Origin of the sequence: Solibacillus sp. FSL R5-0449 (assembly GCF_037975215.1) — a bacterium.
Taxonomy (GTDB): domain Bacteria; phylum Bacillota; class Bacilli; order Bacillales_A; family Planococcaceae; genus Solibacillus.
This window is the reverse complement of record NZ_CP150239.1, coordinates 2,093,778-2,118,740: the sequence shown is the minus strand read 5'-3', so window position 1 is coordinate 2,118,740 and position 24,963 is coordinate 2,093,778. Positions and strand designations below refer to the sequence as shown.

The following is a 24,963-nucleotide window of genomic DNA, read 5'->3' as shown; positions in this document are numbered from 1 at the left end:
GTCCAAATTAAATTTGTTTCCGTCTATAAGGGTGAAAGGAGGGCGGCTGGTGGAAATTGAGAAATTAATTGATACATACAGTGATTATTTGTACCGCATCGCCTTTATATATACGAAGGATCGTTTAACAGCTGAAGAAGTCGTCCAAGACGTATTTATAAACTATTATCATAAATCAGATCAATTTGAACGGAAAGCATCGATTAAAACCTATTTAGTGAAGATGACGATTAACCGCAGCTATGATTATTTGCGCAGCTGGAAAAACAGGAAATTCGTAATTACTCAGTTTTTTCAGCAACATGAAAAAGGTGTGGAGCAGATTTATGTAGAGAAAGAATTACAGGGGGAAGTAACCGCCGCTGTTCTTACATTACCGGTAAAAGACCGGGAAGTATTATTACTTTATTATTATGAGGAAATGACAGTTTTTGAAATCGCCGAATTATTGGAATTGGCGGTATCGACTGTTAAATCGCGTTTACAGCGAGCTCGAGCGAAATTAAAGCCAAAATTAAGCATGGAGGTGATGGAGAATGATTAAGGAAAAATGGCAGCAAGAGTTAAGCAAACTGCAGTTAACGGATCAACAGAAGTCAAAATTAATGCAAACAATCGATCAGTCCAAACGCCCGAAACGACAAATGAATTGGACCATTGTTATTGCCCCGATATTTGTTTTTACAGCAGTATTTTTCCTGTATTTATTCGCTAATGGTGGAATCGTATCGCCTCCGAATCAGGCATCAAGCCCGGTAGTGGAAAACTTTGAACAAGATCAATTGGCCGAAGTTGCGAGAAGAGGGAAGTATGTGGCCATCATCAGTTTATTGCTGATTGTGAATGGAGTTTTCACCACAATCGTTTTCTTTAAAATGAAAAGATGGCAAAATCCGAAAACACGTAAACTTCGTAAAACAGTTTATAAATTACGCTATTTGCTCATTACACTCTCGCCATTTGCCGTCTATGCAATCGGGAGCGCTATCCAAATGTTCGAAGTGGACATTCAGTGGCTGAAACTTACTATTTTCATGCTGATCATTATTTTGCAAATCGTACTTTTGTTTTATTTTGCCCGCAATACAACAGGAGAGGTAAGCTGTCCGCATTGCCGCCATTCGTATTCAAAAAAAGAGCAAAGAAAAATAGTATGGCAATTAAAAATGGAATTGCGCTGTCCAACTTGCAATGAAAAATTGTTTTATACTAAAAAGAACCGCCAAATAATCGGCGGAATATCGATGCTTACGTCACCAACAATTATTTTTTCTTCTTCTTTCGGTTTACCGATTTTATTGACTATTCTTTGTCTGGCTATTTATGTGCTGACTGTATTTTTCGTAGTGATGCCATTATATCTTGAACTGACAGATGAAGAAGTATTTTTATATTAAAAAAAGCAGCCGAATTTAATCTTCGGCTGCTTTCTTCTATTATATAAGTTAACCTTAAAGTAATTTTGCAATATCATTTTCTGCTTTTGTCGGTGAATCCTGCGGGGCGTAACGTTTAATAACATTGCCATCACGGTCGACTAAAAACTTCGTGAAATTCCACTTAACCGACTGTCCTAAAAGACCTTTAGCTTCAGAAGATAAATGTTTAAACAAAGGATGTGCTTCTGAACCGTTCACTTTCACCATTTCGTGCATCGGGAACGTTACACCGTAATCCAGACGGCAGAATTCGGCTGCTTCTGCACCGGAAGACAACTCCTGTTTAAATTGATCAGAAGGAAAACCGAGTACGACAAATCCTTCCTCTTTGTATTTATCGTATAATTCTTCAAGCTCTGTAAACTGATTTGTAAATCCGCACTTGCTTGCTGTATTAACAATCATCATTACTTGGCCTTTATAGCGGTCTAATTCATATTGCTCGCCTTTTTCTGTCTTAACAGGAATATCATAAATATTCATGCTTTCGTTCCTCCTCGAAGCTACCAATTTAATTGTTTGTACGTTTATCGTACGGAAAAAAAGCCCATCTGTAAAATAATCGGTATTACTTAAAACTGAAAATAAAACTCGAATCTTGTCGAAATGATGTCGGCTCCGGAACTTATCCATTCAAATATGACATGTGTCACTGTGCCGTTACGATGATTGCGCTTACATTTTGGTGAGACATAAAATTTTAACATAAGGAGTTTTGTAATGAATAAAAAGATTGCTTGGATAACAGATACTGCTGCACTATTACCGGAAAGTTTTATTAAAGAACATTCAATTCATGTGCTTGCATTGAACATCGTTTTTGAAGAGGGCGCACTTCGTGAAACAGTGGACATGACGCACGATGAATTTTACGATAAATTAAGAAATTCAACATTACATCCGAAAACATCTCAGCCTGCATTCGGAGAGCATGTCGCTTTATATGAAAACTTAAAAGAGCAGGGCTATGACTGCGCTATTGCGATTCATACATCAGAGCAACTATCGGGAACTGTACTAAGTGCTCCAATGGCTGCTGAACAGGCGGGTTTCAAAAGTTATGTTATCGATGCGAAAATTGGTTCCTATCCAATGCAAGTCATGCTGGCGCTCGGAATTGAGCTTGAAAAACAAGGACATGCCCCGGAAGTAATCGTCGAGAAAATAGAAGCAATGCGCGGCAAGTCGGAACTTGCTTTTATCCCTGCAAGCTTGGAGCAATTGCATAAAAGCGGACGTGTTTCAGGGATGGCGATGTTTCTCAGCAACTTGCTTAATATTAAACTAGTGATTGAATACAATAAAGAAGGCGGCGTTGAAGTGGCGAAAAAAGTACGTGCTGATAATCGCGCCAAAAAAGCCGTCATTGAAAAACTTGAGCAAGCTATTTTGAAGTCACCTGTAAACGAAGTTGCTATTATTCACTGTAATAATGAAGCGGGGGCGATCGAGTGGAAAAAAGAATTATTGAAGGACTATCCGTCAATTGAGTTTACCCCAACGCCACTTTCTGCTTGTGTAGGTGTCCATGCAGGAGAAGGGACATTAGGGTTGACATGGGTGCGGGAATAAAAAAATGCAGGGCCCCTTTCTAGGCGCTCTGCATTTTTTTGTATTTAGATTGAAAGTATTGAATAAATCCTGCAAAAATAAATGTTACTACAAGTGCGGATCCGATGAAAAGGACAATGCCAGTCCAACCGTAGTGCATCCAAAAGATACCGCCGATTGTTCCTCCGATACTTGACCCCATATAATAGGCGAACAGATATAAAGAGGAGGCCTGGGCTTTATCGACTTTGGCTAAATGGCTGACCCATCCGCTTGCGATGGAGTGGGCGCCGAAAAACCCAAACGTAAATATAACGAGTCCGCTTATTTTTAAAGGTAAACTTACGGGGAATGTAAGAACCGCACCTAAGAGCATAATGACAATGCCGCTATATAGAACATTTTGCCTTCCATATCGATCAGACAAGCTTCCGAACCATGTAGAGCTCCACGTTCCTACTAAATAAACAACAAATAGCCAGCTTACAAAAGTCATGCTTAAATTATAGGGAGACTCGACCAACTTGAAACCGATATAATTATACATAGTCACAAAGCTGCCCATTAATGTAAATCCAATCCCGAATAATAATACAAGTCGTCTATCTTTTATATGCTGGAATAGTGTTTTAGTCAGTAACCGGAACTGTAGTGGGCGTGGTGTGAAATGTTTGGATTCAGGTAATGCCCATACGAAGTAACAGCTGATAATAATGCTTAAAACCCCGAGTACAATCATTCCAATTTGCCAGCTGAATAAATCAGTCATCGTGCCGATTATAATACGGCCCGATAAACCGCCAATCGCATTTCCGCTTATGTAAAGACCCATTGCCACTCCTAAGCTTGAAGGTTCCATTTCTTCTCCTAAATAAGCCATCGCAATGGCAGGAACCCCAGCAAATACAAAACCTTGAATAATCCGCAGTAAGAGAATCGTTTCAAAATTAGGGGCAAATGCCAGGGCGAGTGTTAAAACGGAAGCGGCAAATATTGAAGCGGTCATCAATTTTTTTCGTCCCCATGCTTCCGATAATGAACCAAAAAGTAAAAGGCTAAATGCCAAAACGGATGTAGCAGCAGAGAGTGATAAACTGGCTATTGCAGGCGAAACATTGTAATCATTTGAAAACTGGGGCATCAATGGCTGCGTTATATAAAGGTTGGCAAAGGTGATGAAACCTGCAGCAAATAACGCGATATTCGTCATTGTAAAAGCTTTTGTTCCTCTTTTTATATAGTCCATATAATCCCTTCAATCTTATAACTTTTGAATAATCGCTCGTTTGGATAGCTTGCTATCTGTTATTTATCATTACAATTATTCAGTTGGTTGCCCTGTCAGTACTTGGGCGATTTCTTCGATTGTCATATCAGAGCGGAGATCAAATGCACCTTTTTGAATAGAACGCGCAAATTCCGGTTTGGACAAATAAAGCTCAAGCTCTCGTCCATTTGTGACAATACCTAGATCTTCCGCTTGTTGTCCGATTGTATAAATGGATACATTTTCGTATATATAAATGGTCTCTTCCACTACATCTGATTTGTTTTGTTCCTCTGTGGCAGCAGACTTCTTTTCGGTTGTACGGGTTGTTTGCTCATCCGTTTTATTAGAAGTGTCACTATCAGGCTTTTGCTCGTTTAACTGTTTTGTCAATTCGGCGATCTGTTTTTCATAGTCGTCTAATTGCTTTTCATAAGCCGTGTTATCTTTCTGAATGGAATCTGAAGACAAATTGTCGAACAACGCCATGCTTGCACCTGCCAAAAAAAGACCGATACCAAATGCTCGCAACGATGATTTCATTATTGACCTCCATTTGCTAAAATCGATTGGATTTGAGCATGTGATAATGTCGAGCGCTTACTGATTTCCTCAATCGATAAGCCTTGGTTATTAAGCGCAAGTACTTGACTAACTAAAATGCCGTTAATCGGCTTTGCATTATTTTGCGGAGTCGCCTTAGGAGATGCTCCATAGCTTTGAGCTGCTTTTACTTGGGCTGCTACTTCCTGAAAAGAGGAGAAAGCAGCTTGTTGTTCTGAATTTTGCTGTTGGACAGAAGAAGGTTTGCGTACTTGAAAATTTGGTTCGACAAGCAGTTCCTCTTCCAAAGCTTTTACGCGTCGTTTTAAAGCATTCGTTTCCTGATAAATATTGATCGATAAATCTTCAACATCTCTTTCAACTTTTGCTGATTTGTCTTTAAATAATAGGGAAATAATAATGACAGCAATACCAGCAATCATTAATATTGAAGAAAGTCCCATATGAAGTCCTCCGTTTCTTTTGATCTATAGCATTGTCTTGACAGTAAACTTGCATTTGAAGTGGTTAATTGTTTTCTTACTGCAGATTCCCTTTATTTTAACATAGTAAAACTTATTAAGAAATCATACTAGATTTTTTAAAACAGTGTGTTATAATAGGTAAGTCGTATAAATCATGCTCAAATAAATTTATTCTTAATTTAGAGTGGGAGGGTTAATGATGCGCGTAAACATTACTTTAGCTTGCACAGACTGCGGCGAACGTAACTACATTTCAAAAAAGAACAAGCGTAACAATCCAGAGCGTCTTGAACTTAAAAAATATTGCTCTCGCGAGAAGAAGTACACTCTTCACCGTGAAACAAAGTAATAATCGCTCATTTAGCCAAAACCACTCGTTGGTTTTGGCTTTTTACTTGATATCCTATTAAATCTTACTATGATGATTCAACGAATTTGATTTATGATAGTAATGTTTAACATAAAACAGCTTTTTTGAAAGTAGGGATTTGTTTGGAGAAAAGAGACTATCGTATAAAAGTGCAGGAAAAGTTGTCCAATATGACCGATCAGGAATATCGTGAACGTTCTTTGGAAATCGCTCAGCAATTATTACAGGAACCATCTATTCAAAAAGCAAATATTATCGCAATTACTTTATCAAATCAGCCGGAAGTGGATACGACGTTTATTATTGAAGAATTATGGAAATTAAATAAATATGTTGCAGTTCCGAAATGTAATCCGAAAGATCGTTCGATGCAGTTTTACAAAATTAACAATTTTGATGAAACCGAACGAGCATATCAAAATATATTAGAACCGATACGAGAAAGAACGGAACTGGTCGAAAAAGAACGAATTGATGTAATGGTCGTGCCGGGGGTTGTCTTCGATCATCACGGATACCGCATCGGATTTGGTGGGGGCTATTATGACCGCTATTTAGTGGGATTTAATGGAAAGCGGATATCCTTGGCATTTGAGGAGCAGTTGTTAAACGAAATACCGAGAGAATCACATGATCTTCCGGTACATATACTACTTACAGACAAAAATCGCATAATATGCGAATAATTGGTGGAGGAACGAGAATGAAGTCAATGTTGGATGTGCTCGACATCTTAAAACAATACGGCATTTACATTTATACAAAGGACCGTATTGGAGATTTATACTTAATGGAAGACGAAATTAAGGAATTATATAAATCGAAATTTATTGATACGAAAGATTTTCAGATGGCTTTATTAATCCTGCGTCAGGAAGAGCAAAGGCTTAAAGCAGGAAAATAACTGGAATTTAGCGTATAATAGTATGGATCGTATAGAGGTATGCTTGTTTACTTAGGGTTTTACACTTTTTGACGAACATATCCTGAGTAAAACAGCGGGAATAAACCGCTGTTTTCATATTTAACGAAACCTTTTCAAGTTTAATACGTACTAAATAATAGTGCTATTTTATGAATGTAAACTGTTTAAACGAAATAATGTTGCGGATTTGTTTGAAAAGCTTTAACATAGATTTTGTTTGAATGAGAATTTTACACAAATAAAACAATGTATTTAAAAAAAATCGAATATGTAAAGAGAGGATGTATAGGATATGAAAGATTTTAAATGGCCTAAACATTCGATATTAGCGATTGCCGTAATAGCAACCTGGATTAAAACTGTAATTGTTTATGAAACTAGCTTTGATATGAAGATAGAAAATGCAATGCAATTGTTAATTTTGATTATCAATCCATTAAGTTTCTTATTATTCTTCTATGGATTGTCATTATTCTTGAAATCACAAAAAGCGCGAAATCGCTATATTGTCGGCAGTAGTATTTTACTGGCCTTAGTTGTATACGGAAATGTTGCCTTTTACCGTTTCTACAATGACTTTGTAACATTGCCTGTATTATTCCAAACGAGCAATTTTGGAGAGTTAGGTACATCAGCAGCAGCAATTATCAGCTGGATGGACATATTCTATTTTGTTGATGTATTACTGATTTTTATTGCTGTGAAGCTTTTACCGAAAGCACAAGAGCAGTTACTGCCGGTACGTAAAGATGCACGTAAAGCATACTTTGTCATGACGGCTGCTATTTTATTTTTAAACTTAGGTTTAGCAGAAACAGAGCGACCGCAATTATTGACACGAGCATTTGACCGTGAACTTTTAGTGAAAAATATCGGAACATATAACTATCATCTATACGATGTCTATGTTCAGTCGAAATCGTCTGCTCAGCGCGCGTTGGCAGACGGCAGTGAGCTTGTTGAAGTAAGCAACTACGTTCGTGCAAACCAGGCGGAACCTAATGCGGAAATGTTCGGCAAGTATGAAGGCCGAAATGTTATTGCAGTTTCCCTGGAATCATTGCAGTCATTTGTTATTAATGAAGAAATGAACGGGGAAGTCGTTACACCGTTCCTGAATTCATTGACAAACGATAAAGATACGTATTACTTCAGTGATTTTTACCACCAGACTGGATTAGGAAAAACTTCGGATTCCGAGTTTATTTTCGAAAACTCGATATATGGCTTAGGTCGGGGTGCAGTATTCTTTACGCATGGTGAAAATACGTATAACTCCTTTGCGGAGCGCTTAGGGGAAAACGGCTATTTCACAAATGTTATGCATGCGAACAACAAATCATTCTGGAACCGTGATATGATTTACAAATCATTTAAATTAGATCAGTTTTATGATATCGAATCATACGAAGTAACGGAAGAAACATCTGTAAACTGGGGATTAAAGGATATTCCATTCTTTGAACAATCTGCAGCATTGATGAAAGAAATGCCACAGCCGTTTTACAGTCGTCTCATTACTTTAACAAACCATTATCCGTTCTATTTAGATCCGGAAGATATGATGATTCCTGAATATGATTCAAATTCAGGTACGTTAAACCGTTATTTCCAAACGGTTCGCTATTTGGATGAATCGGTGAAGGAATTTTTCGATGATTTAAAGGAACAGGGTTTATATGAAAACTCGATTATTGTGATGTACGGAGACCACTACGGAATTTCCGAAAATCATAATAAAGCGATGGCTAAATTTTTAAATAAAGAAGAGATCACACCATATGACAGTGCACTTTTACAGGCTGTCCCATTATATATCCACATTCCTGGTTCAAATGATGGACAAGTGATGGATAATGTAGCGGGTCAGTTGGATATTCGTCCGACATTACTGCATCTGTTAGGTATTGAGACTTCAAAAGATATGCAATTAGGTGCTGACCTTTTCTCGGAAGAACATGAAGATTTCGTTATTTTCCGTGATGGTCGCTTCGTAACAGATCAATATGTGTATGCAGGTGAAGTATGCTACGACCGTGAAACGGGAGAAGCAATTGATACGGAAGCATGTCAGCCATTTATTGATCGTGCAACACAAGAACTGGAATACTCGGATCAGATTATTAATGGTGACCTGTTACGTTTTTATGATTCAGAAACAGGGAACTTACTGATTGATACGAACTATAAAAATTAAAGCTGCCCCGGAGAAATCCGGGAGCAGCTTTTTTCTTCATATAAAAAACGCATTGCTTCAAGAGCAATACGTTTTTTGGTTGCAATTAGTGAGTTGGTGGATAGCCTTGATTTAAAACCGTCATAATGACGAACCAACCGAAAACACCTGCAGCTAAAGCGTTAAAGGCAGCAGCTAAAAGGTTTTTCTCTTTGATTGATTGGAATATGCCAATTACGCCAAAAATTGCAACTAAACCAAAAATAATCATTAATAAGTTCATAAAAAATTGACACTCCTTTCGACATTCCAAAAAATGTCTCAACAATATTCCTCTTTTATTGTAAAGGTTTCCAAATCGTTTGTCGAGGAATAAAAGTGGCGTTTGTTTGAACGATAACTTTCACTATGAGAAAGATAGAAAAAATGTATAATGGAAACTGAGGTGATGATTTATGTTAAATGTTAGAAAATATAGTCTAGGACCGATCCAAACGAATTGCTACATTGTCAGCAATAAAGAAAAAGACTGTTTAATTTTTGATCCAGGTGAAGAAGGGGCACGCATTGTAAATGAATTACGTAAAAATGGCTTAAACCCATTAGCTATTTTATTAACCCATACACATTTTGATCATATCGGTGGAGTGGATGCGGTACGGGCAATATACGATATCCCGCTGTATGTCCATGAAAAAGAAGTGGATTGGCTTGCTGATCCGATGAAAAATGGTTCAGGCAAATACGCGGAATTGCCAAATTATATCGTGAAAAAACCTGATGAAGAACATATTATCCGTAAAGAAGGGGAAATGACAATCGGTGCATTTACCTTTACGGTAGCCCATACACCAGGACATTCTCCGGGAAGTGTATCCTTTATTTTTAAAGACGACGCGTTTGCGATTGTAGGCGATACATTATTTGAACAAAGCATCGGACGCACAGATCTGATTGGCGGTTCGATGAATGTCTTGTTGAAATCGATTCATGATAAGCTTTTATCATTACCGGAAGATACAATTATTTATCCAGGGCATGGCGACTATACGACACCAGCTGCAGAAATGGATTCCAATCCTTTCTTAAATGGCTTTTAACCATACTTATGTAAATAAAAAACGACCGCTCTCTATTGAAGAGCGTGTCGTTTTTTAATGTCCGCCACCTGGAGTGTGTATGAATGTTGTGTAATAGGTGAAACCGGCGAAGAAAACAGTCAAGTATGCGCCAAAAATGTACATGTACATGCGTTCTGAAAGATTTAAGAAGCCTAATAATAAAAATAAACCTGTATTACCTACGAATAATAGCGAAACCTCGTTCATACCACCAAGGTAGAACATAACGGCGAAAATAGCAGTCCAGAATGCCATAACTTTATACATATTGCTCATCAAATATCCCTCCTTTTCTAAAAAAATAGAATAGTCTCTCATTCATTATAAATCAAGTTTCTGGATAATGTAAACTGTGAGATATAGAAGAGTTGTGACAAATGCATGTTTTTTCCATTAATTGTGTACGGAAATTTTGTATTTACAAAAGTCACAGTCGTTAACCATGCTTTCCATTTTCTTAACTTCATGCCGATCAAACAGTACATCAACTTGTCCATACAAATAGGATTCATGGAGCTGACAAACGATTTCTCCGTAGTTCGATATCTGTTCTTGGAAGGGGCAGTTGAAAAGAGAGAATATGATGGTTTTGGATTGGTCATGTTCAATTACTTCAGGAATATAACCGATTAATGTGGCACTTTTCGTAATCATGGCCAATTTCTCGTCAAAAGTAAATGGAGATTTTCGTTTTATAGACTTCATTTGTTCAAGCATCGATTGTTTTCCGTCGCGGTAGCTGATTTCCTGTGCTTTGCTCAACGCTGCTTCACCAAGTTCTTGAATCAATTCAAGTGACCATTTAATTAATGAAGATGTATCACGTCTAGGGATGCTTAAATTGATTCCTTCCTGTTTTGCTTTATATACTCTACCAGGTCGTCCGCCTTTTCCGGTTTTTAAATGTTCGGAGGAAATAGCGCCAATTTCTGCAAGTTTCGTTAAATGCAGACGTGCTACATTGGAATGGATTTTAAATTGCTCTGCAATATCCTGAACGGATAAAAATTGCTTTTGCTGCAACATAAACTCATAAATTGAAAACCTGGTTTCATCTGCAAAAGTGCTGGAAATTTTAATCGGATGTATCATAAGTAGACCCCCAATACGGTAAAAATTTAAAAAATGCTAACTTTATTATTATTCTACATGAAATATTAGCAAATTTGTTAATATTGAAAGAAAATTCCTATTAAAAAGAAATTTTATCTGTTTTTATAGGAAAGAGTGGACATTCCATTTATAATGGAGTCACATCTAACGAATTGGTGAAGGGGTGATTACCATAAAACAATTATCGATCATTGAACAAAAATGTTTGGAGCTTTTATCTAAGGCCGCACAACTTCATGTTACAGACATCCATTTACTCCCTAGAGAAAGGTGCTATGATCTGTTGATGAGAAAATACGGTCGCTTTGAAAAGGAGGATGAACTCCCTACAGAGCTTGCTACCCGAATGATTTCCTATTTTAAATTTCTTTCTTCGCTTGATATTAGTGAAAAGCGAAAGCCTCAAAGCGGTTCCTTCCAAAAATTTATCGACCAGTCGATGTATGCCTTCCGGATTTCCACATTACCTTCCAGCTTCTTTAAAGAAAGTTTAGCAGTTCGAATATTACGACAGAACTACACCGTCCCGCTGCAAACATTATGTCACTTTCGGGAAAGTGTTGAACAGTTGTATAGACTGGCCAGACTGGAAAGCGGGTTAATATTACTTAGCGGTGCGACGGGAACCGGTAAAACGACCACGTTATATTCATTGCTCCACTATTGTTCACAGCATTTATCTCGACACGTCATTTCTTTGGAAGATCCAGTAGAAAGCAGGCAAGAGCAGCTGTTGCAAATTCAAGTGAATGAGCGAGCCGGAATGACATATTCGGCAGGTTTAAAAGCAATTTTGAGACATTCGCCTGAAGTGATAATGCTCGGGGAAATCCGGGACAGGGAAACAGCAAAGGTTGCCATAGAGGCGGCATTTTCCGGACACCTTGTTATTTCAACGATTCATGCAAAGGATACGGTGAACTGTATTTACCGGCTTCATGATTTGTCGGTTTCATTTGAAGAAATGCGGCAGATGCTAAGAGCGGTTGTTTCGCAGCGTCTAATCCAGACAGAGGAAAACGGTTATAAAGCTATTTTTGAATTTTTAACCGATGAACAATTGGAGCTTGCCTTTGAATCGATTATTCAGGAAAAATACTTTACATTACCTTATGAGCAAACATTGGCAGGTCAAATTGCAAAGCTTCAAGGAGACTACTATGAATACACCACTCCTTAAAAGGGCCACATCTGTTACTTTATTAAAAAAACCTGCCATAAAATCCTCGGAGCTCCCTACATTACTCCAACGAATTTCCACACTACTATATGAAGGTTATACATTTGGTCATAGTATCGAAATGCTGTTGCCCTATCATATAAAACAATATGAACCTGTCCAACAGGAAATATCATCAATATTGCGTGGTGGTGGCAGTGCAACGCAAGTTTTCCAGCTGCTTCGTCTAGATAGACAATATTTAGTCTCAATTGAGTTGGCAGAAGTGACGGGTAAGTTGAGCGAAGCAATTGCTCTTGTTGCAAAACAGCTCGTTTTCCAACAGCAGGCGAAAACAAAACTATTAAAAATAATATCGTATCCGCTCATTTTATTTTCATTTTTAATCGTATTATTTATCGGCTTCCGAACGTATTTTCTTCCTAACATGTCCACTGTTATTACATCCCGTGTTCATAGCGAATCGTCCGCGAGCATTCAGTGGTCGACGTTTTTCCTCCATATGCCGGACTACATTATAGCAGTCGGCATCGTTCTAAGTATTGTACTCTCCTTGGTAGTTTACCAAATTCGAAAAAAACGAATTGATCTCCAGCTTCATCTTCTGTTTAGAATCCCGTTAATCGGACTTTTTTGGCGCCTGTTTCTGACAAGGCAGTTTGCCCGCCATTTAGGAAATCTGCTATTAGCGGGGTTCTCGCTTCAAAAGGCATTCGACCATTTAAAAACACAGCAGCACCAGAAACAGATTGCCTATATTGCCGGTACCCTCCAAGAACGCATTCTTATTGGCGATTCATTGGAGCGGGCAGTGGAAATTGTCGGCTTTTTCTATCCGAAATTTGAACATTTTATAGCACATGGTGAAGCGAGCGGTTTGCTGGGACGGGAGCTGATTTTATATTGTGAACTTTTGGATGAAAAGCTTCAGAAAATTATTGAACGAATGCTGGCGATTATTCAGCCCCTGCTTTTTGTGATTATTGCCATTTGTGTCATTGCTGCGTATTTAAGTATTTTAATCCCGATGTATGATGTCATTGATTTTATATAAGAAGAGGTGGAACAGATGAAAAATGAAAAAGGATTTACATTAGTTGAAATGCTTGTGGTCTTATTGATTATCTCTGTTTTGATACTCGTAACTATTCCAAATATATCCAAACACTTCACATCGATCGATGAAAAAGGTTGTGATGCCTATATACTGATGCTTCAAGGACAAGTCGAGGCGTATAAGCTTCATAATAATGAATATCCCGCTTCAGTCTCAGATTTAATTACGAAGGGTTATATTATGAAAAAAGAAAATGAAGAGGATAAGGATTTGAAATGTCCGGATAATACGAAAATCGATATTGTAGAGGGTAAAGTTGTATTGGTAAAAGGAACGTAGTGATGAAGCAGAAAATTAAATCAGCTGTAACGGATGAAAAAGGTTTTACATTAATGGAAATGCTTATTGTTCTCTTTATTTTTTTAGTAATCAGTTCAATGATTCTCTATTTTTCACAAAAACCGTTGATGGTCTACACAGAAAAGCAGGTGATGGACCAAAATGAGATGTTAATTCGCATGACACAATTATTATCCATTGAGAAAGGAACACCTCATAGTTTTGAAATTCTTAACTGTCAGTGGATTCGAATAAAGGAGCGCAATACTGCTGACATTGTTTATGATCAGAAAATAGCGCGGCCTATCGATATGTTTTTATCTACACCTTATAACCGGCTCATATTCAATACCCAGGGGAACGTCCAGGCGTTTGGTCGTCTTACGTATCACTTTGAGGATACAAGCTATCAGTACTCCGTCAATATCGGGAAAGCGAGAATTTTTGAAAAGGAGGTTTTTCATGAGCCAGGAAGGACTAACACTTGTTGAAACACTGTTAGCGGTCGTCATTTTATTTTTCCTTTCGTCGACAATCATTCCGCTCACATTTAATATGAAACAGCAAATTGCCATTCAAAAAGTTCAAACACATGCAGCGGAAGCAGCTTTTATAGGAGCGATGAAATATAAACGGTATGGACAAACATCCGGGATGCAGCAAATTGACGATGTACAGTTTCAATGGCATTATGACGGGCGCCAAGTATGTGTGCATTATGATCTTAATAATAAGAATGAGGAACTGTGTGTATGAGGGAGAGGCGAATATTAAATGAGCGGGGTTTTACATTACTGGAGAGCTTATTTCAGTTAACCGTGTTTGTATTTTTTAGTTCGATTACCCTGCTAATTCTTTTATGGGTTCGGGATCTTAGACAGATTGAAATGATGAAAGATGAAGTGAACTGGGAATTGTTCGTATATGATCTTCATCAATACAATATGAATTCCGCATCCGGTAAAGTGCTCAGTTCGAGTATGCTGCAACTTGAAATATTAAATGATCCCGAGGAACGGTTATTTGTCTTCGATAAATCTGCAGAGCATTTACGTAAAAGGTCGAATAAAGGAGGAAATGAAATTATGCTGCCTTTTGTTGAGAACTGGGAGCTTGCGATTATCGGAAATGAATTGAACATGAAGGTAGTGATGAAAGATGGAACAAAACGGGAAAGGGACCTCGTATTACCATTACCTCCAAAATGACAAAGGTACACTATTTCTCTTGGCCGTATTTTTATTATTCATCGTTTCCGGAGCTGCCGTTTTCTATACAAATGCATATTTTGCGCAAATAAAAGTATATAATTCATTGGAATCTATTTACGTTCGTGCTACGATAAATATACTAAATTTACCTTAAAGTTCGACTTCTTTTTGCAAAGTCGAAAAAATGTCACATTATGCGATATGATTGACAAAAACAATTGGATGAACAACGCAAAATGAGAACGATAAAGGTGAAGGTGTAATGAATTAAGTAGTCCGTAATTAGAAGAAGGTGAACAGCATGCGTAAAATTTATTTAGTTGGATTTATGGGGTGCGGAAAAAGTGCGATAGGCAGACGTTTAAGTTTTTTCTTGAAAATGCCGTATTACGATATGGATCATGAAATTGTAAGACAGCAGGGTATGACGATCCCAGAAATTTTCGAGAAATACGGCGAAGCACACTTCCGAAAAATCGAGACGGAATTTTTAAAGAATTTCCGTGATGAAGCATGCATTATCGCTACAGGCGGTGGGGTAGCCGTGAATGAAGAAAACAGGAGAATTATGCGCCAAACAGGGCTTGTATTTTTTCTGGATGCAAAATTTGAAGATATTTATATGCGTATTCGGAATGATAAGAACCGTCCCATTGTTCAATCGACAACGGAGCAAGAATTGGAAAACCTGTATCACCAACGAAGAAAGAGTTATCGACTAGCTGGTCATATACAAGTACTGACAGCCGGGAGAACATTAAGACAGATTGTTGAGTACATCGGCTTTCAAGTAAAACGTCTTAAAGGCGAATGATATATCGATATTTATTGTTAATGTTCGTGTTTTGAATAAAATTAAAAAAAGATTGCGTTTGCATTATATTCAATGTTAGGATATTGCTAAGAAGAGCAATAACATGAAGTAAATAATCTAACGCGGATGATGGTACGGGGAGAGAACGTGATGTCACGTCGCCGAAGGAGCAAATAGCGATGCTATGAATCTCTCAGGCAAAAAGACTCGTATTGGACGCAACTCTGGAGAGTGCTGTAATAGCAAATGTTGCAAACAGCCACCAAAGGGGAAAGCCTGTATTGTGATAGTGGATCAAATTCAGGTGTAACTTTCAGGTGCAAGGACAGAGAATCTCGGTAAAGGGGATTCGTCTGTCTTTTTTTTATGAAGAAATCAGCTCTGAAATATTCTGATGATTCTAATAAAAAGATAGATTTACATTTCAATCGTGTAATGTTGCTTCCCCTTTGCAAGATAAAACGAACCTACATAACTAAAGGAGGAAATGAACATGACAAATGAATTAATGCTAAAGCGCACACCACTTTTTGACGAATACGCAAAGTATGGTGGGAAAACAGTTGATTTTGGCGGCTGGGAATTACCAGTACAATTTTCTTCAATTAAAGAGGAGCATGATGCGGTACGTAACCGTGCAGGGCTTTTTGATGTATCCCATATGGGGGAAATTATCGTAGAAGGTCCGGATGCACTTGCTTATTTACAAAAGATGCTATCTAACGATATTTCCAAAATTGCAGTTGGCGGTGCCCAATATAGTGCCCTTTGCTACGAAGATGGCGGTGTTGTGGACGATTTACTGACATACCGTTTGGAAGAGAACCGTTATCTTCTTTGTGTAAATGCAGCAAATATTGAAAAGGACTTCGAATGGTTACAGCAGCATGTTGAAGAGAATGTCAAAGTGACAAATCTGTCAGATGACTATGCTCAAATCGCCCTGCAAGGACCATTATCTCAAGAAGTGCTCCAAACATTAACAGCAACAGACTTATCGGGAATCAAATATTTTAAATTCCAGGATAATGTGGATGTAGCAGGTCATTCGGTTCTTGTGTCCCGCTCTGGTTATACAGGGGAAGACGGATTCGAAATCTACGGTGCACCAGCAGCGATTGTTGATCTTTGGAACAAAATTTTGGAAGCAGGAAAAGACAAAGGGGTAGTAGCTGCCGGTTTAGGGGCACGTGATACACTTCGTTTTGAAGCTTGCCTGCCATTATATGGCCAAGAAATTTCAAAAGACATTTCACCACTGGAAGCGGGCATTGGCTTTGCAGTGAAATTGGCGAAAGATCCGCAATTTATTGGTCAGCAAGCATTAATTGACCAAAAAGAAAATGGCCTGACACGTAAATCTGTAGGTATCGAAATGATTGATAAAGGTATTCCTCGTCACGGCTATAAAGTATTTAAGGATGGCGAAGAGATCGGCTTTGTAACTACAGGAACCCAGTCACCAATGACAAAGCGCAATATCGGTTTAGCTTTAATTGACGCAAAATTCACAGAAGTTGGAACTGAACTTGAAATTGAAGTCCGAAAAAATAGAGCAAAAGCTGTTGTAGTGGAAACGCCATTTTACAAGCGTGCAAAATAAAGGAGAACTTCAATCCGCGGGGATTCTCCCCCTTGATTGATAGTTGAACCAATCTCCTGCCTTTCGAGGAAGATAAATAACTACCCGTGATTGCGGGATAAAACTTTTGAAAAGAGGGTTAACAATGAAACATCGTTATTTACCAATGACGGAACAAGATAAACAAGAAATGTTAGACCGTATCGGGGTTGCGACAATTGATGAGCTTTTCGAGGATATTCCTGAGAAAGTTCGCTTCCAAGGAAGCTACAATATAAAGCCTGCGAAGTCAGAAGCCGCTTTAATGAAGGAACTTGCACAACTTGCAGCAAAAAATAAAGATACAGCGAGCAATGTTTCGTTTTTAGGTGCAGGTGTCTACAATCACTATAAACCGGTAATTGTTGATCACGTGATTTCACGTTCGGAGTTCTATACAGCATACACACCATACCAGCCGGAAATTTCTCAAGGTGAACTTCAAGCAATTTTTGAGTTCCAGACGATGATCGCAGAACTGACAGGCATGGATATTGCAAACTCTTCTATGTATGATGGCGGTACGGCATTGGCAGAAGCAGGTATGCTTGCTGCAGGACATACACGTCGCGGTAAATTACTTGTTTCAGGAGCTGTTCATCCGGAATATCAAGATGTTGTAAAAATGTATGCGACAGGACAATCAATAGAAGTCGTGACAATTCCGACAAAAGACGGTGTGACAGATATCGAAGCTCTTAAAGGCCTTATTGATGATCAAACAGCCGGCGTGATCGTTCAATATCCGAACTTCTTTGGTCAAGTAGAAAATCTGCAGCCGCTTGCTGATATTACACATGATGCAAAAGGATTGTTTATCGTATCTGCTAACCCGTTAGCTCTTGGCGTTTTAACACCACCAGGAAAATTAGGCGCAGATATTACAGTTGGGGATGCACAAGTATTCGGAATTGCAGAAGCATTCGGTGGTCCACACTGTGGTTATTTCGCGGTAACGAATAAATTAATGCGTAAAGTACCTGGCCGCCTTGTTGGGGAAACAGTAGACCAGGATGGACGTCGTGGTTATGTATTAACATTACAGGCACGTGAGCAGCATATCCGTCGTGATAAAGCGACATCTAATATTTGTTCAAACCAGGCATTGCTGGCCCTTGCTTCTTCAGTTGCAATGACAGCTCTTGGAAAACAAGGGATGCAGGAGATGGCGAAACAAAATATCGTAAAGACACGCTTTGCTAAAAATGCATTTGAAGCAGCTGGCTTTGAAGTGATCTACCAAGGCGCACACTTCAACGAAATCGTAGTAAATACAAAGCATAATGTAACAGAACTAAACAAAGCATTAATCGAAAAAGGCATTATCGGCGGCTTTGACTTAGGTCGTGTTTATCCGGAATTAGAAAATCATGCACTCATTGCTGTTACGGAAATCCGTACAAAAGAAGAAATCGAGCAATTAGTTGCAGAAATGGGGGCTTACAATGCATAACGAAAACCAATCACTCATTTTCGAAATTACAAAACCAGGTCGTGTCGGCTATAACTTAGAGCCATTGGATGTTCCTGATTTTAATCTAGAAGAACTTCTGCCGAAAGAGTTAGTACGTCAGGAAGCGGCTGAACTGCCGGAAGTTGCAGAATTAGATATTATGCGTCACTATACAGCACTTTCAAAACGTAACCATGGTGTGGATTCAGGGTTCTATCCACTTGGTTCATGTACGATGAAATACAATCCGAAAATCAATGAAACGGTTGCACGCTATGCTGGTTTTGCCAATGTTCACCCATTACAAGATGAGTCGACAGTACAAGGTGCAATGGAATTATTATATGACCTGCAAACATCTCTTCAGGAAATTACAGGTATGGATGAAGTAACATTACAACCTGCAGCAGGCGCACATGGTGAATGGACAGCATTAATGATGATCCGTGCATTCCATGAGGCAAATGGTGAAGGACACCGTAACAAAGTAATCGTACCGGACTCAGCACACGGTACAAACCCGGCTTCTGCTACAGTTGCAGGTTTTGAAACTATTACAATTAAATCAGGTGAAGACGGCTTAGTTGATCTTGAAGATTTACGTCGTGTTGTCGGTTCTGATACAGCAGCACTTATGCTGACAAATCCGAACACGTTAGGTTTATTCGAAGAAAATATTTTAGAAATGGCTGAAATCGTACACGGTGTCGGCGGTAAAGTTTACTATGACGGCGCGAACTTAAACGCTGTTATGAGTAAAGCACGCCCTGGCGATATGGGCTTTGACTGTGTTCACTTAAACTTACACAAAACGTTTACAGGTCCACATGGTGGCGGTGGTCCTGGTTCAGGTCCAGTAGGGGTAAAAGCGGATTTAATTCCATTCCTGCCTAAACCAGTATTAATGAAAAAAGAAGATGGTACATTCCACTTCGATTACAACCGTCCACAATCAATCGGTCGTGTGAAACCTTACTACGGAAACTTTGGCATTAATGTCCGTGCCTATACGTATATCCGTTCAATGGGTCCAGATGGCTTAAAAGCTGTAACTGAATATGCAGTATTAAACGCAAACTACATGATGCGCCGATTGGAAGAGCACTTTGATTTACCGTACGACCGTCACTGTAAGCATGAATTCGTGCTATCAGGCCGCCGTCAGAAAAAATTAGGTGTTCGTACATTGGATATCGCAAAACGCCTTCTTGACTTTGGCTACCATCCACCAACAGTATACTTCCCGTTAAACGTGGAAGAGGGGATCATGATCGAGCCAACAGAAACAGAATCAAAAGAAACATTGGATGCATTCTGTGATGCAATGATTCAAATTGCTCAAGAAACGATCGATAACCCGGCAATCGTACAAGAAGCACCACATACAACGGTAATCAGCCGTTTAGATGAAACGCGTGCTGCACGTACACCTGTATTACGTTATGCAAAAAAAGAAGAAGTCACAATTTCATAAATTGTGACAAAAAGGTCAGAGCAATTTTCTGACCTTTTTTCTATGAGTAAGGTTAGACTTCTTACGTGCTACTATATAATAGTAGAAACTACTGATAATCAGTCAATTTGGAATCGTAGAGCAACTAAATGAAAATTAAAAAGTCCTCTACAATGTAGAGAACTTTTAAAATTAGTTTTTCGATTTAACTTTACCTGTCCAAGTTTTGAAGCCGCCTTGTAATTGGAACAGTTGGCTATAGCCTTTTTTCTTTAATGTCAGCGCTGCTCGTGCACTACGGCCAGAGTTTTGGCAGTAAAGGTATACAGGCAGGTCCGGACGGATTTCTTTATGACGTGTATTAAGCTGCGTCATCGGAATGTTTCGAGCACCTAAAATGTGTCCCGCTTCAAATTCTTTAGGTTCGCGTAAATCGATTAATTGTGCTTTACGGTAGCCTTCGATAAATTGCTCCTGTGTTAAATTTGTTACGGATTTTTTTAAGCGCATAGAGTTGATTACTACGTAAGCAACGATTACTACTAAAATTACTAGTATCGTATATAAAATTGTCACTGCGATATTGCCCCTTTCTTTCTGTACTATCTATTATAAGAGATGAACTAGAGTTAGTCGAGCGAGTTTGTTAAAATGAATTGGTGGAGGCGAGAAATTGTGAAAAAACAATGGTATTTTATAAATTCGGGTCCGTGCAGCCCTGCCTATAACATGGCACTGGATGAAGCGTTGCTGGACTGGCATAGCCAAGGGGAAATTCCGCCGGTTATTCGTTTTTACGAGTGGAATCCTGCTACATTATCAATCGGTTATTTCCAGCAAGTACATAAAGATATTAATTTAGAAGCTGTAAAAAAGCAAAACTTAGGTTTCATCCGTCGACCTACAGGCGGACGTGCCGTTTTACACGACCAGGAGCTTACATATTCGGTCATTGTAACAGAGAGCTACCCAAATATGCCCGAGACCGTTACAGAGGCGTATCGTGTCATTAGCGAAGGAATTTTACAAGGGTTCCGTCTATTGGGACTGGATGCTTATTTTAGTGTGCCGGAGACGAAGGAACAACTGGATGACCTGAAGAAACCGAAAAGCGCAGTATGTTTTGATGCACCGAGCTGGTATGAGCTGGTGGTTGAAGGAAAAAAGGTAGCGGGCAGTGCGCAAACACGTCAAAAAGGTGTTATTTTGCAGCATGGCGCTATTTTACTGGATCTGAACGAAGAACTGCTGCTATCGGTATTTAATTTTGCTACGGAAGAGGCAAAAGAACGAATGCGTAAAAAGTTACCGGAAAAAGCGGTTGCCATGAATCAGTTTGTTGACACACCATTTACAATCGAGCAATGTGTGAATGCATTTTCCAAAGGGTTTGAAGAAGCATTGGACATAGAACTAATTCCTTACGAATTAACAGAGCAGCAAACGCAATATGTAGAACAATTGATGCAAAATAAATATTTAACAGATGACTGGAATTTCAAAAAATAGATTACGAACGTGTGTTTTTATTTTTTGTAAAAAAATTTTTATACCCGAAACGTTGATATAGATGGATTTAACAAAAAGAAAAAAAAATCAACCCCTTGTTTGAAAAAAAGATTTATTGTAATCTTTTTAAATGAAATCATTTAACCCTACATATAGAATAAAAATATCCAATAAAACACAATATATTGTATATAAAAGTGTTTAGTGGAGAAAAATGTAGGGAATGGAATTTACAAAATCGTTCAAAGGGGGGCTTACGCGGTGGCAAGTGTTTTAGAACAATCCATCCAAGTCAATCAGTTAAATCAAGATATTGAGCAATTTCCTCAAGTGCACCCGGTCACACCGGATATGCATATTACGCATAAAGGTGTATCTCGTCTTGTAATGATTGACCGTTATTCTTTTAAAGATACGGAAAAGAAAACATTAAAAACAGGGGATTTTGTTGTTTTGACAGTAAAACAAGATCCAAAGTTCCCGGCGCGTGGACTTGGCATTATTCATTCCATTAATCAGGAAAAGAAAACCGCTCTTATTAAAATTGATGAAGATTACCGTCACGTATTAGAAGGCGACGAACAAGAAACAGGCATTATCGAACGGTCTTTAGATATTATTGAAAAGCCGCTCGAGATTTTTTATGAGCAAATTGCGAAACGCAATGCGACAGGCTTAGCCTCAGTTGAAAAAACAGAAGAAAAGCGCAAGGAATGGTTTGGGAAGTTTTACGAAGAACTTGTGTCCATGAACTTTATTCCTGCAGGCCGTGTAATTTATGGGGCAGGTTCTGAAACAGAAGTAACCTTCTTCAACTGTTATGTAATGCCATTTGTAGCCGATTCCCGTGAAGGCATCAGTGATCACCGCAAGCAAGTAATGGAAATTATGAGCCGTGGTGGTGGTGTTGGTACGAACGGTTCGACACTTCGCCCCCGCAACACATTGGCGCGCGGTGTAAACGGTAAATCAAGTGGATCGGTAAGCTGGCTTGATGATATTGCCAAGCTGACACATCTTGTTGAGCAAGGTGGAAGTCGCAGAGGCGCTCAAATGATTATGCTGGCAGACTGGCATCCGGATATTGTGGAATTTATCATTTCAAAAATGCAAAATCCGCGTATTCTGCGCTATTTGATCGAAAATACAGCAGATGAATCTATTATCCGCCTGGCAAAAGAAAAATTAAAATTCAAGCCTTTAACACAGCAGGAAGATGCGATGTATCAAGGCATTGTGAACTATAAAAATATTGAAGGTTTTGGCGGTTTTAACGAAGCGATTATTCGTGACGCTGAAACGAAACTTCGTGATGGCGGAACATATTCAGTCCATAATCCGGATTTCCTGACAGGCGCCAACATTTCGGTTACTTTAACGAAAGAGTTTATGGATGCTGTAGAAAACGATCTGGACTTCGAATTACGTTTCCCGGACGTAGAAAACTATACTCCGGCTCAAATGCTGGATTACAACGAAAAATGGCATGAAGTTGGCGATGTTCGCGAATGGGAGAAACTTGGTTATCCGGTTCGTACGTATCGTACAATCAAAGCAAAAGAACTGTGGAATCTAATTAATGTCTGCGCAACCTATGCAGCAGAACCTGGTATTTTCTTCATTGATAACGCAAACGACATGACAAACGCAAAAGCGTACGGTCAGAAAGTTGTTGCGACAAATCCGTGTGGAGAACAACCATTAGCACCATATTCAGTTTGTAACTTGGCTGCTGTTAACTTGGCGAAGTTTGCAAACAAAGAAACAAAAACAGTTGATTTTGACGCGTTACGCAAAACGGTAAAAGTTGGCGTACGTATGCAGGATAATGTAATTGATGCAACACCGTACTTCCTGGAAGATAACAAAAAGCAGGCACTAGGTGAACGCCGAGTTGGTCTGGGTGTAATGGGTCTTGCCGACTTGTTGATCTACTGTGAAAAAGAGTACGGCTCTGAAGAAGGCAATGCACTTGTTGATGAAATCTTCAAGACAATTGCGGTTGCAGCGTATGAAGAGTCAGTTGAGCTGGCAACAGAGCGCGGCAGCTTCCCATTCCTTGAAGGGCAGACAGAAGCTGAAACAGCACGTTTGCGTGAAGCCTTCATCAACACAGGTTTCATGAAAAAAATGCCACAGCACATTCGCGAAAATATTGTGGCAAACGGTATTCGTAACTCGCATTTATTGACGGTTGCACCTACGGGTAAACAAGTTGCCCCGTACATTTGTAAAAATGTAGCGTAAACTTGGCTGTATGCGGGAAACCCTGGCGTATCTTTTACTACCTAGCTTTGCCAGCATTAAAAAGGTAAAAATGTAAAAGTGTTGATAAGAAATTATCTACCAGACAATCCGCAGGGAAGTCGTGGCTGACCCCTCAACGACTACACGCCGAGCACCATTATTTTACGAACTCCTGTTCCTGTTTTATAATTGATAAAACAGGTGAAGGGTGATTCGATGAAAAAGAATTGTCTTAATTGTGGAAAAGAAATTAATGTAAAACCAAGTCAATTTGAACGGAAAAAATATTGTTCTAGAATCTGTAAAACAGAATATCAAAAAAACAATCCCCCTCAATTTTGGAGTGAAATGTCAAAAAAAGAATTGATTTCATGTACTTATTGTAAACAACAAATATTGAGGAAACCTTCTAACATTAATAAAACAAATTTTTGCAATATAAATTGCAAAAAACTATATCAAATACAAAATGGTCATTTATTTAATCAGCATTTAAGAAAAGATGTTGAAGTTAAATGTCTAACCTGTCATCAATTGTTTATTGTACCTAAAAATCGTGAGCATACAGCAAAGTTTTGTTCTAAAGGATGTTTGGGGAAAGCTAATGGTAACAGAGGAAAGGAACAATATCGTAAGCGGATTGTTGTTTCTTGCAGTAATTGTCATACTGAGTTTGAAAAAACTCCCTCTTCTATTAGAAAATTAAACTTTTGTACTGGAACATGTATGTCCAACTATTATGTCGAGAAAGAACTGTTTTCTGGTGCTAACAGTGGTACATGGGCAGGTGGTAGGGTGTCATATTATGGGCCTAATTGGTATAGCCAACGGAGGAAGGTTAGAGCAAGAGATGAGTATACTTGCCAGGATTGCGGAATTACAGAAGCAGAATATGGACAGGAGCTTTCCGTACATCACATTATTCCTTTTAAACAATTTAACGGGGACTGGAAGAAAGCGAATCAGCTTTCAAATTTAATTTCTTTATGTGAATTCCCGTGTCATCGTAAGAGACATTCTAAAATGGTTGATGATATAGTCTGACCCATATGGCGACATATGGAGCGGGTAATAATAATCCCGCCCTCT

28 protein-coding genes, 1 pseudogene and 1 riboswitch are annotated in these 24,963 nt (G+C 38.8%); of the genes and pseudogenes, 21 read left to right on the top strand and 8 right to left on the bottom strand.

From position 1 onward, the window contains the following. Window positions 1-49: 49 nt before the first annotated feature. A complete protein-coding gene (locus MKY27_RS10575; protein WP_339194954.1) occupies window positions 50-544 on the top strand; it encodes a sigma-70 family RNA polymerase sigma factor in 495 nt (164 codons plus the stop codon). Further along, a complete protein-coding gene (locus tag MKY27_RS10570) occupies window positions 537-1,397 on the top strand; it encodes a TIGR04104 family putative zinc finger protein (protein WP_339194953.1) in 861 nt (286 codons plus the stop codon). The genes MKY27_RS10575 and MKY27_RS10570 overlap by 8 nt, the downstream gene beginning before the upstream one ends. A 54-nt stretch (window positions 1,398-1,451) precedes the next feature. Here the strand turns inward: MKY27_RS10570 and MKY27_RS10565 are convergent, their stop codons facing one another. Beyond that, entirely contained in the window at window positions 1,452-1,922 is a 471-nt protein-coding gene (locus tag MKY27_RS10565) for a glutathione peroxidase (protein ID WP_339194952.1), read from the bottom strand. Between the two features lie 237 nt (window positions 1,923-2,159). Between MKY27_RS10565 and MKY27_RS10560 the strand changes: the two genes are divergently transcribed. Further along, window positions 2,160-3,011 (top strand): DegV family protein, encoded by an 852-nt coding sequence (locus MKY27_RS10560; RefSeq protein ID WP_339194950.1) that lies wholly within the window; start codon window positions 2,160-2,162, stop codon window positions 3,009-3,011. Window positions 3,012-3,030: 19 nt separating this feature from the next. On the opposite strand, the gene MKY27_RS10555 is transcribed toward MKY27_RS10560, so the two are convergent. The 3 genes from MKY27_RS10555 to MKY27_RS10545 form a co-directional block, all read right to left on the bottom strand. Then, window positions 3,031-4,236, bottom strand: coding sequence for an MFS transporter (locus tag MKY27_RS10555; protein WP_339194948.1), 1,206 nt, complete (start codon window positions 4,234-4,236; stop codon window positions 3,031-3,033). Window positions 4,237-4,311: 75 nt separating this feature from the next. Then, window positions 4,312-4,800 carry a hypothetical protein gene (locus tag MKY27_RS10550; protein ID WP_339194947.1) on the bottom strand — a complete coding sequence of 163 codons (489 nt, stop codon included), beginning with the start codon at window positions 4,798-4,800 and terminating at the stop codon, window positions 4,312-4,314. Beyond that, window positions 4,800-5,264 carry a hypothetical protein gene (locus tag MKY27_RS10545; RefSeq protein ID WP_339171881.1) on the bottom strand — a complete coding sequence of 155 codons (465 nt, stop codon included), beginning with the start codon at window positions 5,262-5,264 and terminating at the stop codon, window positions 4,800-4,802. Before MKY27_RS10545 ends, MKY27_RS10550 begins: the two co-directional genes overlap by 1 nt. Window positions 5,265-5,484: 220 nt before the next feature. Here MKY27_RS10545 and rpmG point away from each other — a divergent pair, with 220 nt between their 5' ends. The 4 genes from rpmG to MKY27_RS10525 all read left to right on the top strand — a co-directional run bounded on the left by rpmG (window position 5,485) and on the right by MKY27_RS10525 (window position 8,777). After that, the gene (rpmG, locus tag MKY27_RS10540) at window positions 5,485-5,634 is read left to right on the top strand and encodes a 50S ribosomal protein L33 (protein WP_008408521.1); all 150 of its coding nucleotides are present in this window, start codon (window positions 5,485-5,487) and stop codon (window positions 5,632-5,634) included. A 143-nt stretch (window positions 5,635-5,777) separates the two neighbouring features. Beyond that, window positions 5,778-6,341, top strand: a complete 564-nt coding sequence (locus tag MKY27_RS10535; protein ID WP_079527735.1) for a 5-formyltetrahydrofolate cyclo-ligase — start codon at window positions 5,778-5,780, stop codon at window positions 6,339-6,341. 17 nt (window positions 6,342-6,358) lie between these two features. Continuing rightward, entirely contained in the window at window positions 6,359-6,559 is a 201-nt protein-coding gene (locus tag MKY27_RS10530; protein ID WP_079527733.1) for a YqgQ family protein, read from the top strand. Between the two features lie 313 nt (window positions 6,560-6,872). Beyond that, entirely contained in the window at window positions 6,873-8,777 is a 1,905-nt protein-coding gene (locus MKY27_RS10525; protein WP_339194944.1) for an LTA synthase family protein, read from the top strand. An 85-nt stretch (window positions 8,778-8,862) separates the two neighbouring features. Here MKY27_RS10525 and MKY27_RS10520 read toward each other — a convergent pair whose 3' ends face one another. Then, window positions 8,863-9,039 carry a DUF2759 domain-containing protein gene (locus MKY27_RS10520; RefSeq protein WP_339194943.1) on the bottom strand — a complete coding sequence of 59 codons (177 nt, stop codon included), beginning with the start codon at window positions 9,037-9,039 and terminating at the stop codon, window positions 8,863-8,865. A gap of 172 nt (window positions 9,040-9,211) precedes the next feature. On the opposite strand from MKY27_RS10520, the gene MKY27_RS10515 reads away from it, so the two are divergent. After that, complete coding sequence (locus MKY27_RS10515) at window positions 9,212-9,856, top strand: MBL fold metallo-hydrolase (protein WP_079527729.1); 645 nt, start codon at window positions 9,212-9,214, stop codon at window positions 9,854-9,856. A 54-nt stretch (window positions 9,857-9,910) separates the two neighbouring features. Here the strand turns inward: MKY27_RS10515 and MKY27_RS10510 are convergent, their stop codons facing one another. Together MKY27_RS10510 and MKY27_RS10505 are read right to left on the bottom strand one after the other, a co-directional pair. Then, window positions 9,911-10,153: a DUF2626 family protein gene (locus tag MKY27_RS10510; RefSeq protein WP_008404362.1), complete on the bottom strand. Its 243-nt coding sequence runs from the start codon at window positions 10,151-10,153 to the stop codon at window positions 9,911-9,913. 117 nt (window positions 10,154-10,270) lie between these two features. Next, window positions 10,271-10,969 (bottom strand): transcriptional regulator, encoded by a 699-nt coding sequence (locus MKY27_RS10505; protein WP_339194941.1) that lies wholly within the window; start codon window positions 10,967-10,969, stop codon window positions 10,271-10,273. 184 nt (window positions 10,970-11,153) lie between these two features. On the opposite strand from MKY27_RS10505, the gene comGA reads away from it, so the two are divergent. The 10 genes from comGA to gcvPB all read left to right on the top strand — a co-directional run bounded on the left by comGA (window position 11,154) and on the right by gcvPB (window position 20,139). Continuing rightward, window positions 11,154-12,170 carry a competence type IV pilus ATPase ComGA gene (gene comGA / locus MKY27_RS10500; RefSeq protein ID WP_339194939.1) on the top strand — a complete coding sequence of 339 codons (1,017 nt, stop codon included), beginning with the start codon at window positions 11,154-11,156 and terminating at the stop codon, window positions 12,168-12,170. Then, on the top strand, window positions 12,151-13,224 hold the full coding sequence (gene comGB / locus MKY27_RS10495; protein WP_339194937.1) for a competence type IV pilus assembly protein ComGB: 1,074 nt from the start codon (window positions 12,151-12,153) through the stop codon (window positions 13,222-13,224). Before comGA ends, comGB begins: the two co-directional genes overlap by 20 nt. 15 nt (window positions 13,225-13,239) lie before the next feature. Beyond that, entirely contained in the window at window positions 13,240-13,566 is a 327-nt protein-coding gene (gene comGC / locus MKY27_RS10490; RefSeq protein WP_339171858.1) for a competence type IV pilus major pilin ComGC, read from the top strand. A gap of 2 nt (window positions 13,567-13,568) precedes the next feature. Then, on the top strand, window positions 13,569-14,057 hold the full coding sequence (locus tag MKY27_RS10485; protein ID WP_339194936.1) for a prepilin-type N-terminal cleavage/methylation domain-containing protein: 489 nt from the start codon (window positions 13,569-13,571) through the stop codon (window positions 14,055-14,057). Beyond that, complete coding sequence (locus MKY27_RS10480; RefSeq protein ID WP_339171853.1) at window positions 14,029-14,322, top strand: type II secretion system protein; 294 nt, start codon at window positions 14,029-14,031, stop codon at window positions 14,320-14,322. The genes MKY27_RS10485 and MKY27_RS10480 overlap by 29 nt, the downstream gene beginning before the upstream one ends. After that, window positions 14,319-14,774, top strand: a complete 456-nt coding sequence (comGF, locus tag MKY27_RS10475) for a competence type IV pilus minor pilin ComGF (protein WP_339194934.1) — start codon at window positions 14,319-14,321, stop codon at window positions 14,772-14,774. The genes MKY27_RS10480 and comGF overlap by 4 nt, the downstream gene beginning before the upstream one ends. Window positions 14,775-15,078: 304 nt before the next feature. Further along, complete coding sequence (locus MKY27_RS10470; protein WP_339171850.1) at window positions 15,079-15,591, top strand: shikimate kinase; 513 nt, start codon at window positions 15,079-15,081, stop codon at window positions 15,589-15,591. A gap of 126 nt (window positions 15,592-15,717) precedes the next feature. Next, window positions 15,718-15,810, top strand: a riboswitch (glycine riboswitch). Between the two features lie 274 nt (window positions 15,811-16,084). After that, entirely contained in the window at window positions 16,085-17,194 is a 1,110-nt protein-coding gene (gene gcvT / locus MKY27_RS10465) for a glycine cleavage system aminomethyltransferase GcvT (RefSeq protein ID WP_339171849.1), read from the top strand. A 124-nt stretch (window positions 17,195-17,318) separates the two neighbouring features. Then, complete coding sequence (gene gcvPA, locus MKY27_RS10460) at window positions 17,319-18,665, top strand: aminomethyl-transferring glycine dehydrogenase subunit GcvPA (RefSeq protein WP_339171847.1); 1,347 nt, start codon at window positions 17,319-17,321, stop codon at window positions 18,663-18,665. Beyond that, on the top strand, window positions 18,658-20,139 hold the full coding sequence (gene gcvPB, locus MKY27_RS10455; protein WP_339194932.1) for an aminomethyl-transferring glycine dehydrogenase subunit GcvPB: 1,482 nt from the start codon (window positions 18,658-18,660) through the stop codon (window positions 20,137-20,139). The genes gcvPA and gcvPB overlap by 8 nt, the downstream gene beginning before the upstream one ends. A 171-nt stretch (window positions 20,140-20,310) precedes the next feature. Here the strand turns inward: gcvPB and MKY27_RS10450 are convergent, their stop codons facing one another. Then, window positions 20,311-20,694 carry a rhodanese-like domain-containing protein gene (locus tag MKY27_RS10450; RefSeq protein ID WP_079527702.1) on the bottom strand — a complete coding sequence of 128 codons (384 nt, stop codon included), beginning with the start codon at window positions 20,692-20,694 and terminating at the stop codon, window positions 20,311-20,313. Window positions 20,695-20,847: 153 nt separating this feature from the next. On the opposite strand from MKY27_RS10450, the gene MKY27_RS10445 reads away from it, so the two are divergent. From MKY27_RS10445 to MKY27_RS10435, 3 genes and pseudogenes are all read left to right on the top strand, one after another. Beyond that, window positions 20,848-21,627, top strand: a complete 780-nt coding sequence (locus tag MKY27_RS10445) for a biotin/lipoate A/B protein ligase family protein (RefSeq protein ID WP_339199704.1) — start codon at window positions 20,848-20,850, stop codon at window positions 21,625-21,627. A 261-nt stretch (window positions 21,628-21,888) separates the two neighbouring features. Continuing rightward, a pseudogene (locus tag MKY27_RS10440) lies at window positions 21,889-23,835 on the top strand (vitamin B12-dependent ribonucleotide reductase); the annotation flags it as partial. A gap of 255 nt (window positions 23,836-24,090) precedes the next feature. After that, on the top strand, window positions 24,091-24,918 hold the full coding sequence (locus MKY27_RS10435; RefSeq protein WP_339171845.1) for an HNH endonuclease signature motif containing protein: 828 nt from the start codon (window positions 24,091-24,093) through the stop codon (window positions 24,916-24,918). The last annotated feature ends 45 nt before the right edge of the window (window positions 24,919-24,963 follow it).

Coding starts and splice junctions, on each gene's coding strand:
- MKY27_RS10570 (WP_339194953.1), top strand. CDS start 537: ATGATTAAGGAAAAATGGCAGCAAGAGTTAAGCAAACTGCAGTTAACG.
- MKY27_RS10565 (WP_339194952.1), bottom strand. CDS start 1,922: ATGAATATTTATGATATTCCTGTTAAGACAGAAAAAGGCGAGCAATAT.
- MKY27_RS10560 (WP_339194950.1), top strand. CDS start 2,160: ATGAATAAAAAGATTGCTTGGATAACAGATACTGCTGCACTATTACCG.
- MKY27_RS10555 (WP_339194948.1), bottom strand. CDS start 4,236: ATGGACTATATAAAAAGAGGAACAAAAGCTTTTACAATGACGAATATC.
- MKY27_RS10550 (WP_339194947.1), bottom strand. CDS start 4,800: ATGAAATCATCGTTGCGAGCATTTGGTATCGGTCTTTTTTTGGCAGGT.
- MKY27_RS10545 (WP_339171881.1), bottom strand. CDS start 5,264: ATGGGACTTTCTTCAATATTAATGATTGCTGGTATTGCTGTCATTATT.
- rpmG (WP_008408521.1), top strand. CDS start 5,485: ATGCGCGTAAACATTACTTTAGCTTGCACAGACTGCGGCGAACGTAAC.
- MKY27_RS10530 (WP_079527733.1), top strand. CDS start 6,359: ATGAAGTCAATGTTGGATGTGCTCGACATCTTAAAACAATACGGCATT.
- MKY27_RS10525 (WP_339194944.1), top strand. CDS start 6,873: ATGAAAGATTTTAAATGGCCTAAACATTCGATATTAGCGATTGCCGTA.
- MKY27_RS10520 (WP_339194943.1), bottom strand. CDS start 9,039: ATGAACTTATTAATGATTATTTTTGGTTTAGTTGCAATTTTTGGCGTA.
- MKY27_RS10515 (WP_079527729.1), top strand. CDS start 9,212: ATGTTAAATGTTAGAAAATATAGTCTAGGACCGATCCAAACGAATTGC.
- MKY27_RS10510 (WP_008404362.1), bottom strand. CDS start 10,153: ATGAGCAATATGTATAAAGTTATGGCATTCTGGACTGCTATTTTCGCC.
- MKY27_RS10505 (WP_339194941.1), bottom strand. CDS start 10,969: ATGATACATCCGATTAAAATTTCCAGCACTTTTGCAGATGAAACCAGG.
- comGB (WP_339194937.1), top strand. CDS start 12,151: ATGAATACACCACTCCTTAAAAGGGCCACATCTGTTACTTTATTAAAA.
- comGC (WP_339171858.1), top strand. CDS start 13,240: ATGAAAAATGAAAAAGGATTTACATTAGTTGAAATGCTTGTGGTCTTA.
- MKY27_RS10485 (WP_339194936.1), top strand. CDS start 13,569: ATGAAGCAGAAAATTAAATCAGCTGTAACGGATGAAAAAGGTTTTACA.
- MKY27_RS10480 (WP_339171853.1), top strand. CDS start 14,029: ATGAGCCAGGAAGGACTAACACTTGTTGAAACACTGTTAGCGGTCGTC.
- comGF (WP_339194934.1), top strand. CDS start 14,319: ATGAGGGAGAGGCGAATATTAAATGAGCGGGGTTTTACATTACTGGAG.
- MKY27_RS10470 (WP_339171850.1), top strand. CDS start 15,079: ATGCGTAAAATTTATTTAGTTGGATTTATGGGGTGCGGAAAAAGTGCG.
- gcvT (WP_339171849.1), top strand. CDS start 16,085: ATGACAAATGAATTAATGCTAAAGCGCACACCACTTTTTGACGAATAC.
- gcvPA (WP_339171847.1), top strand. CDS start 17,319: ATGAAACATCGTTATTTACCAATGACGGAACAAGATAAACAAGAAATG.
- gcvPB (WP_339194932.1), top strand. CDS start 18,658: ATGCATAACGAAAACCAATCACTCATTTTCGAAATTACAAAACCAGGT.
- MKY27_RS10445 (WP_339199704.1), top strand. CDS start 20,848: ATGGCACTGGATGAAGCGTTGCTGGACTGGCATAGCCAAGGGGAAATT.
- MKY27_RS10435 (WP_339171845.1), top strand. CDS start 24,091: ATGAAAAAGAATTGTCTTAATTGTGGAAAAGAAATTAATGTAAAACCA.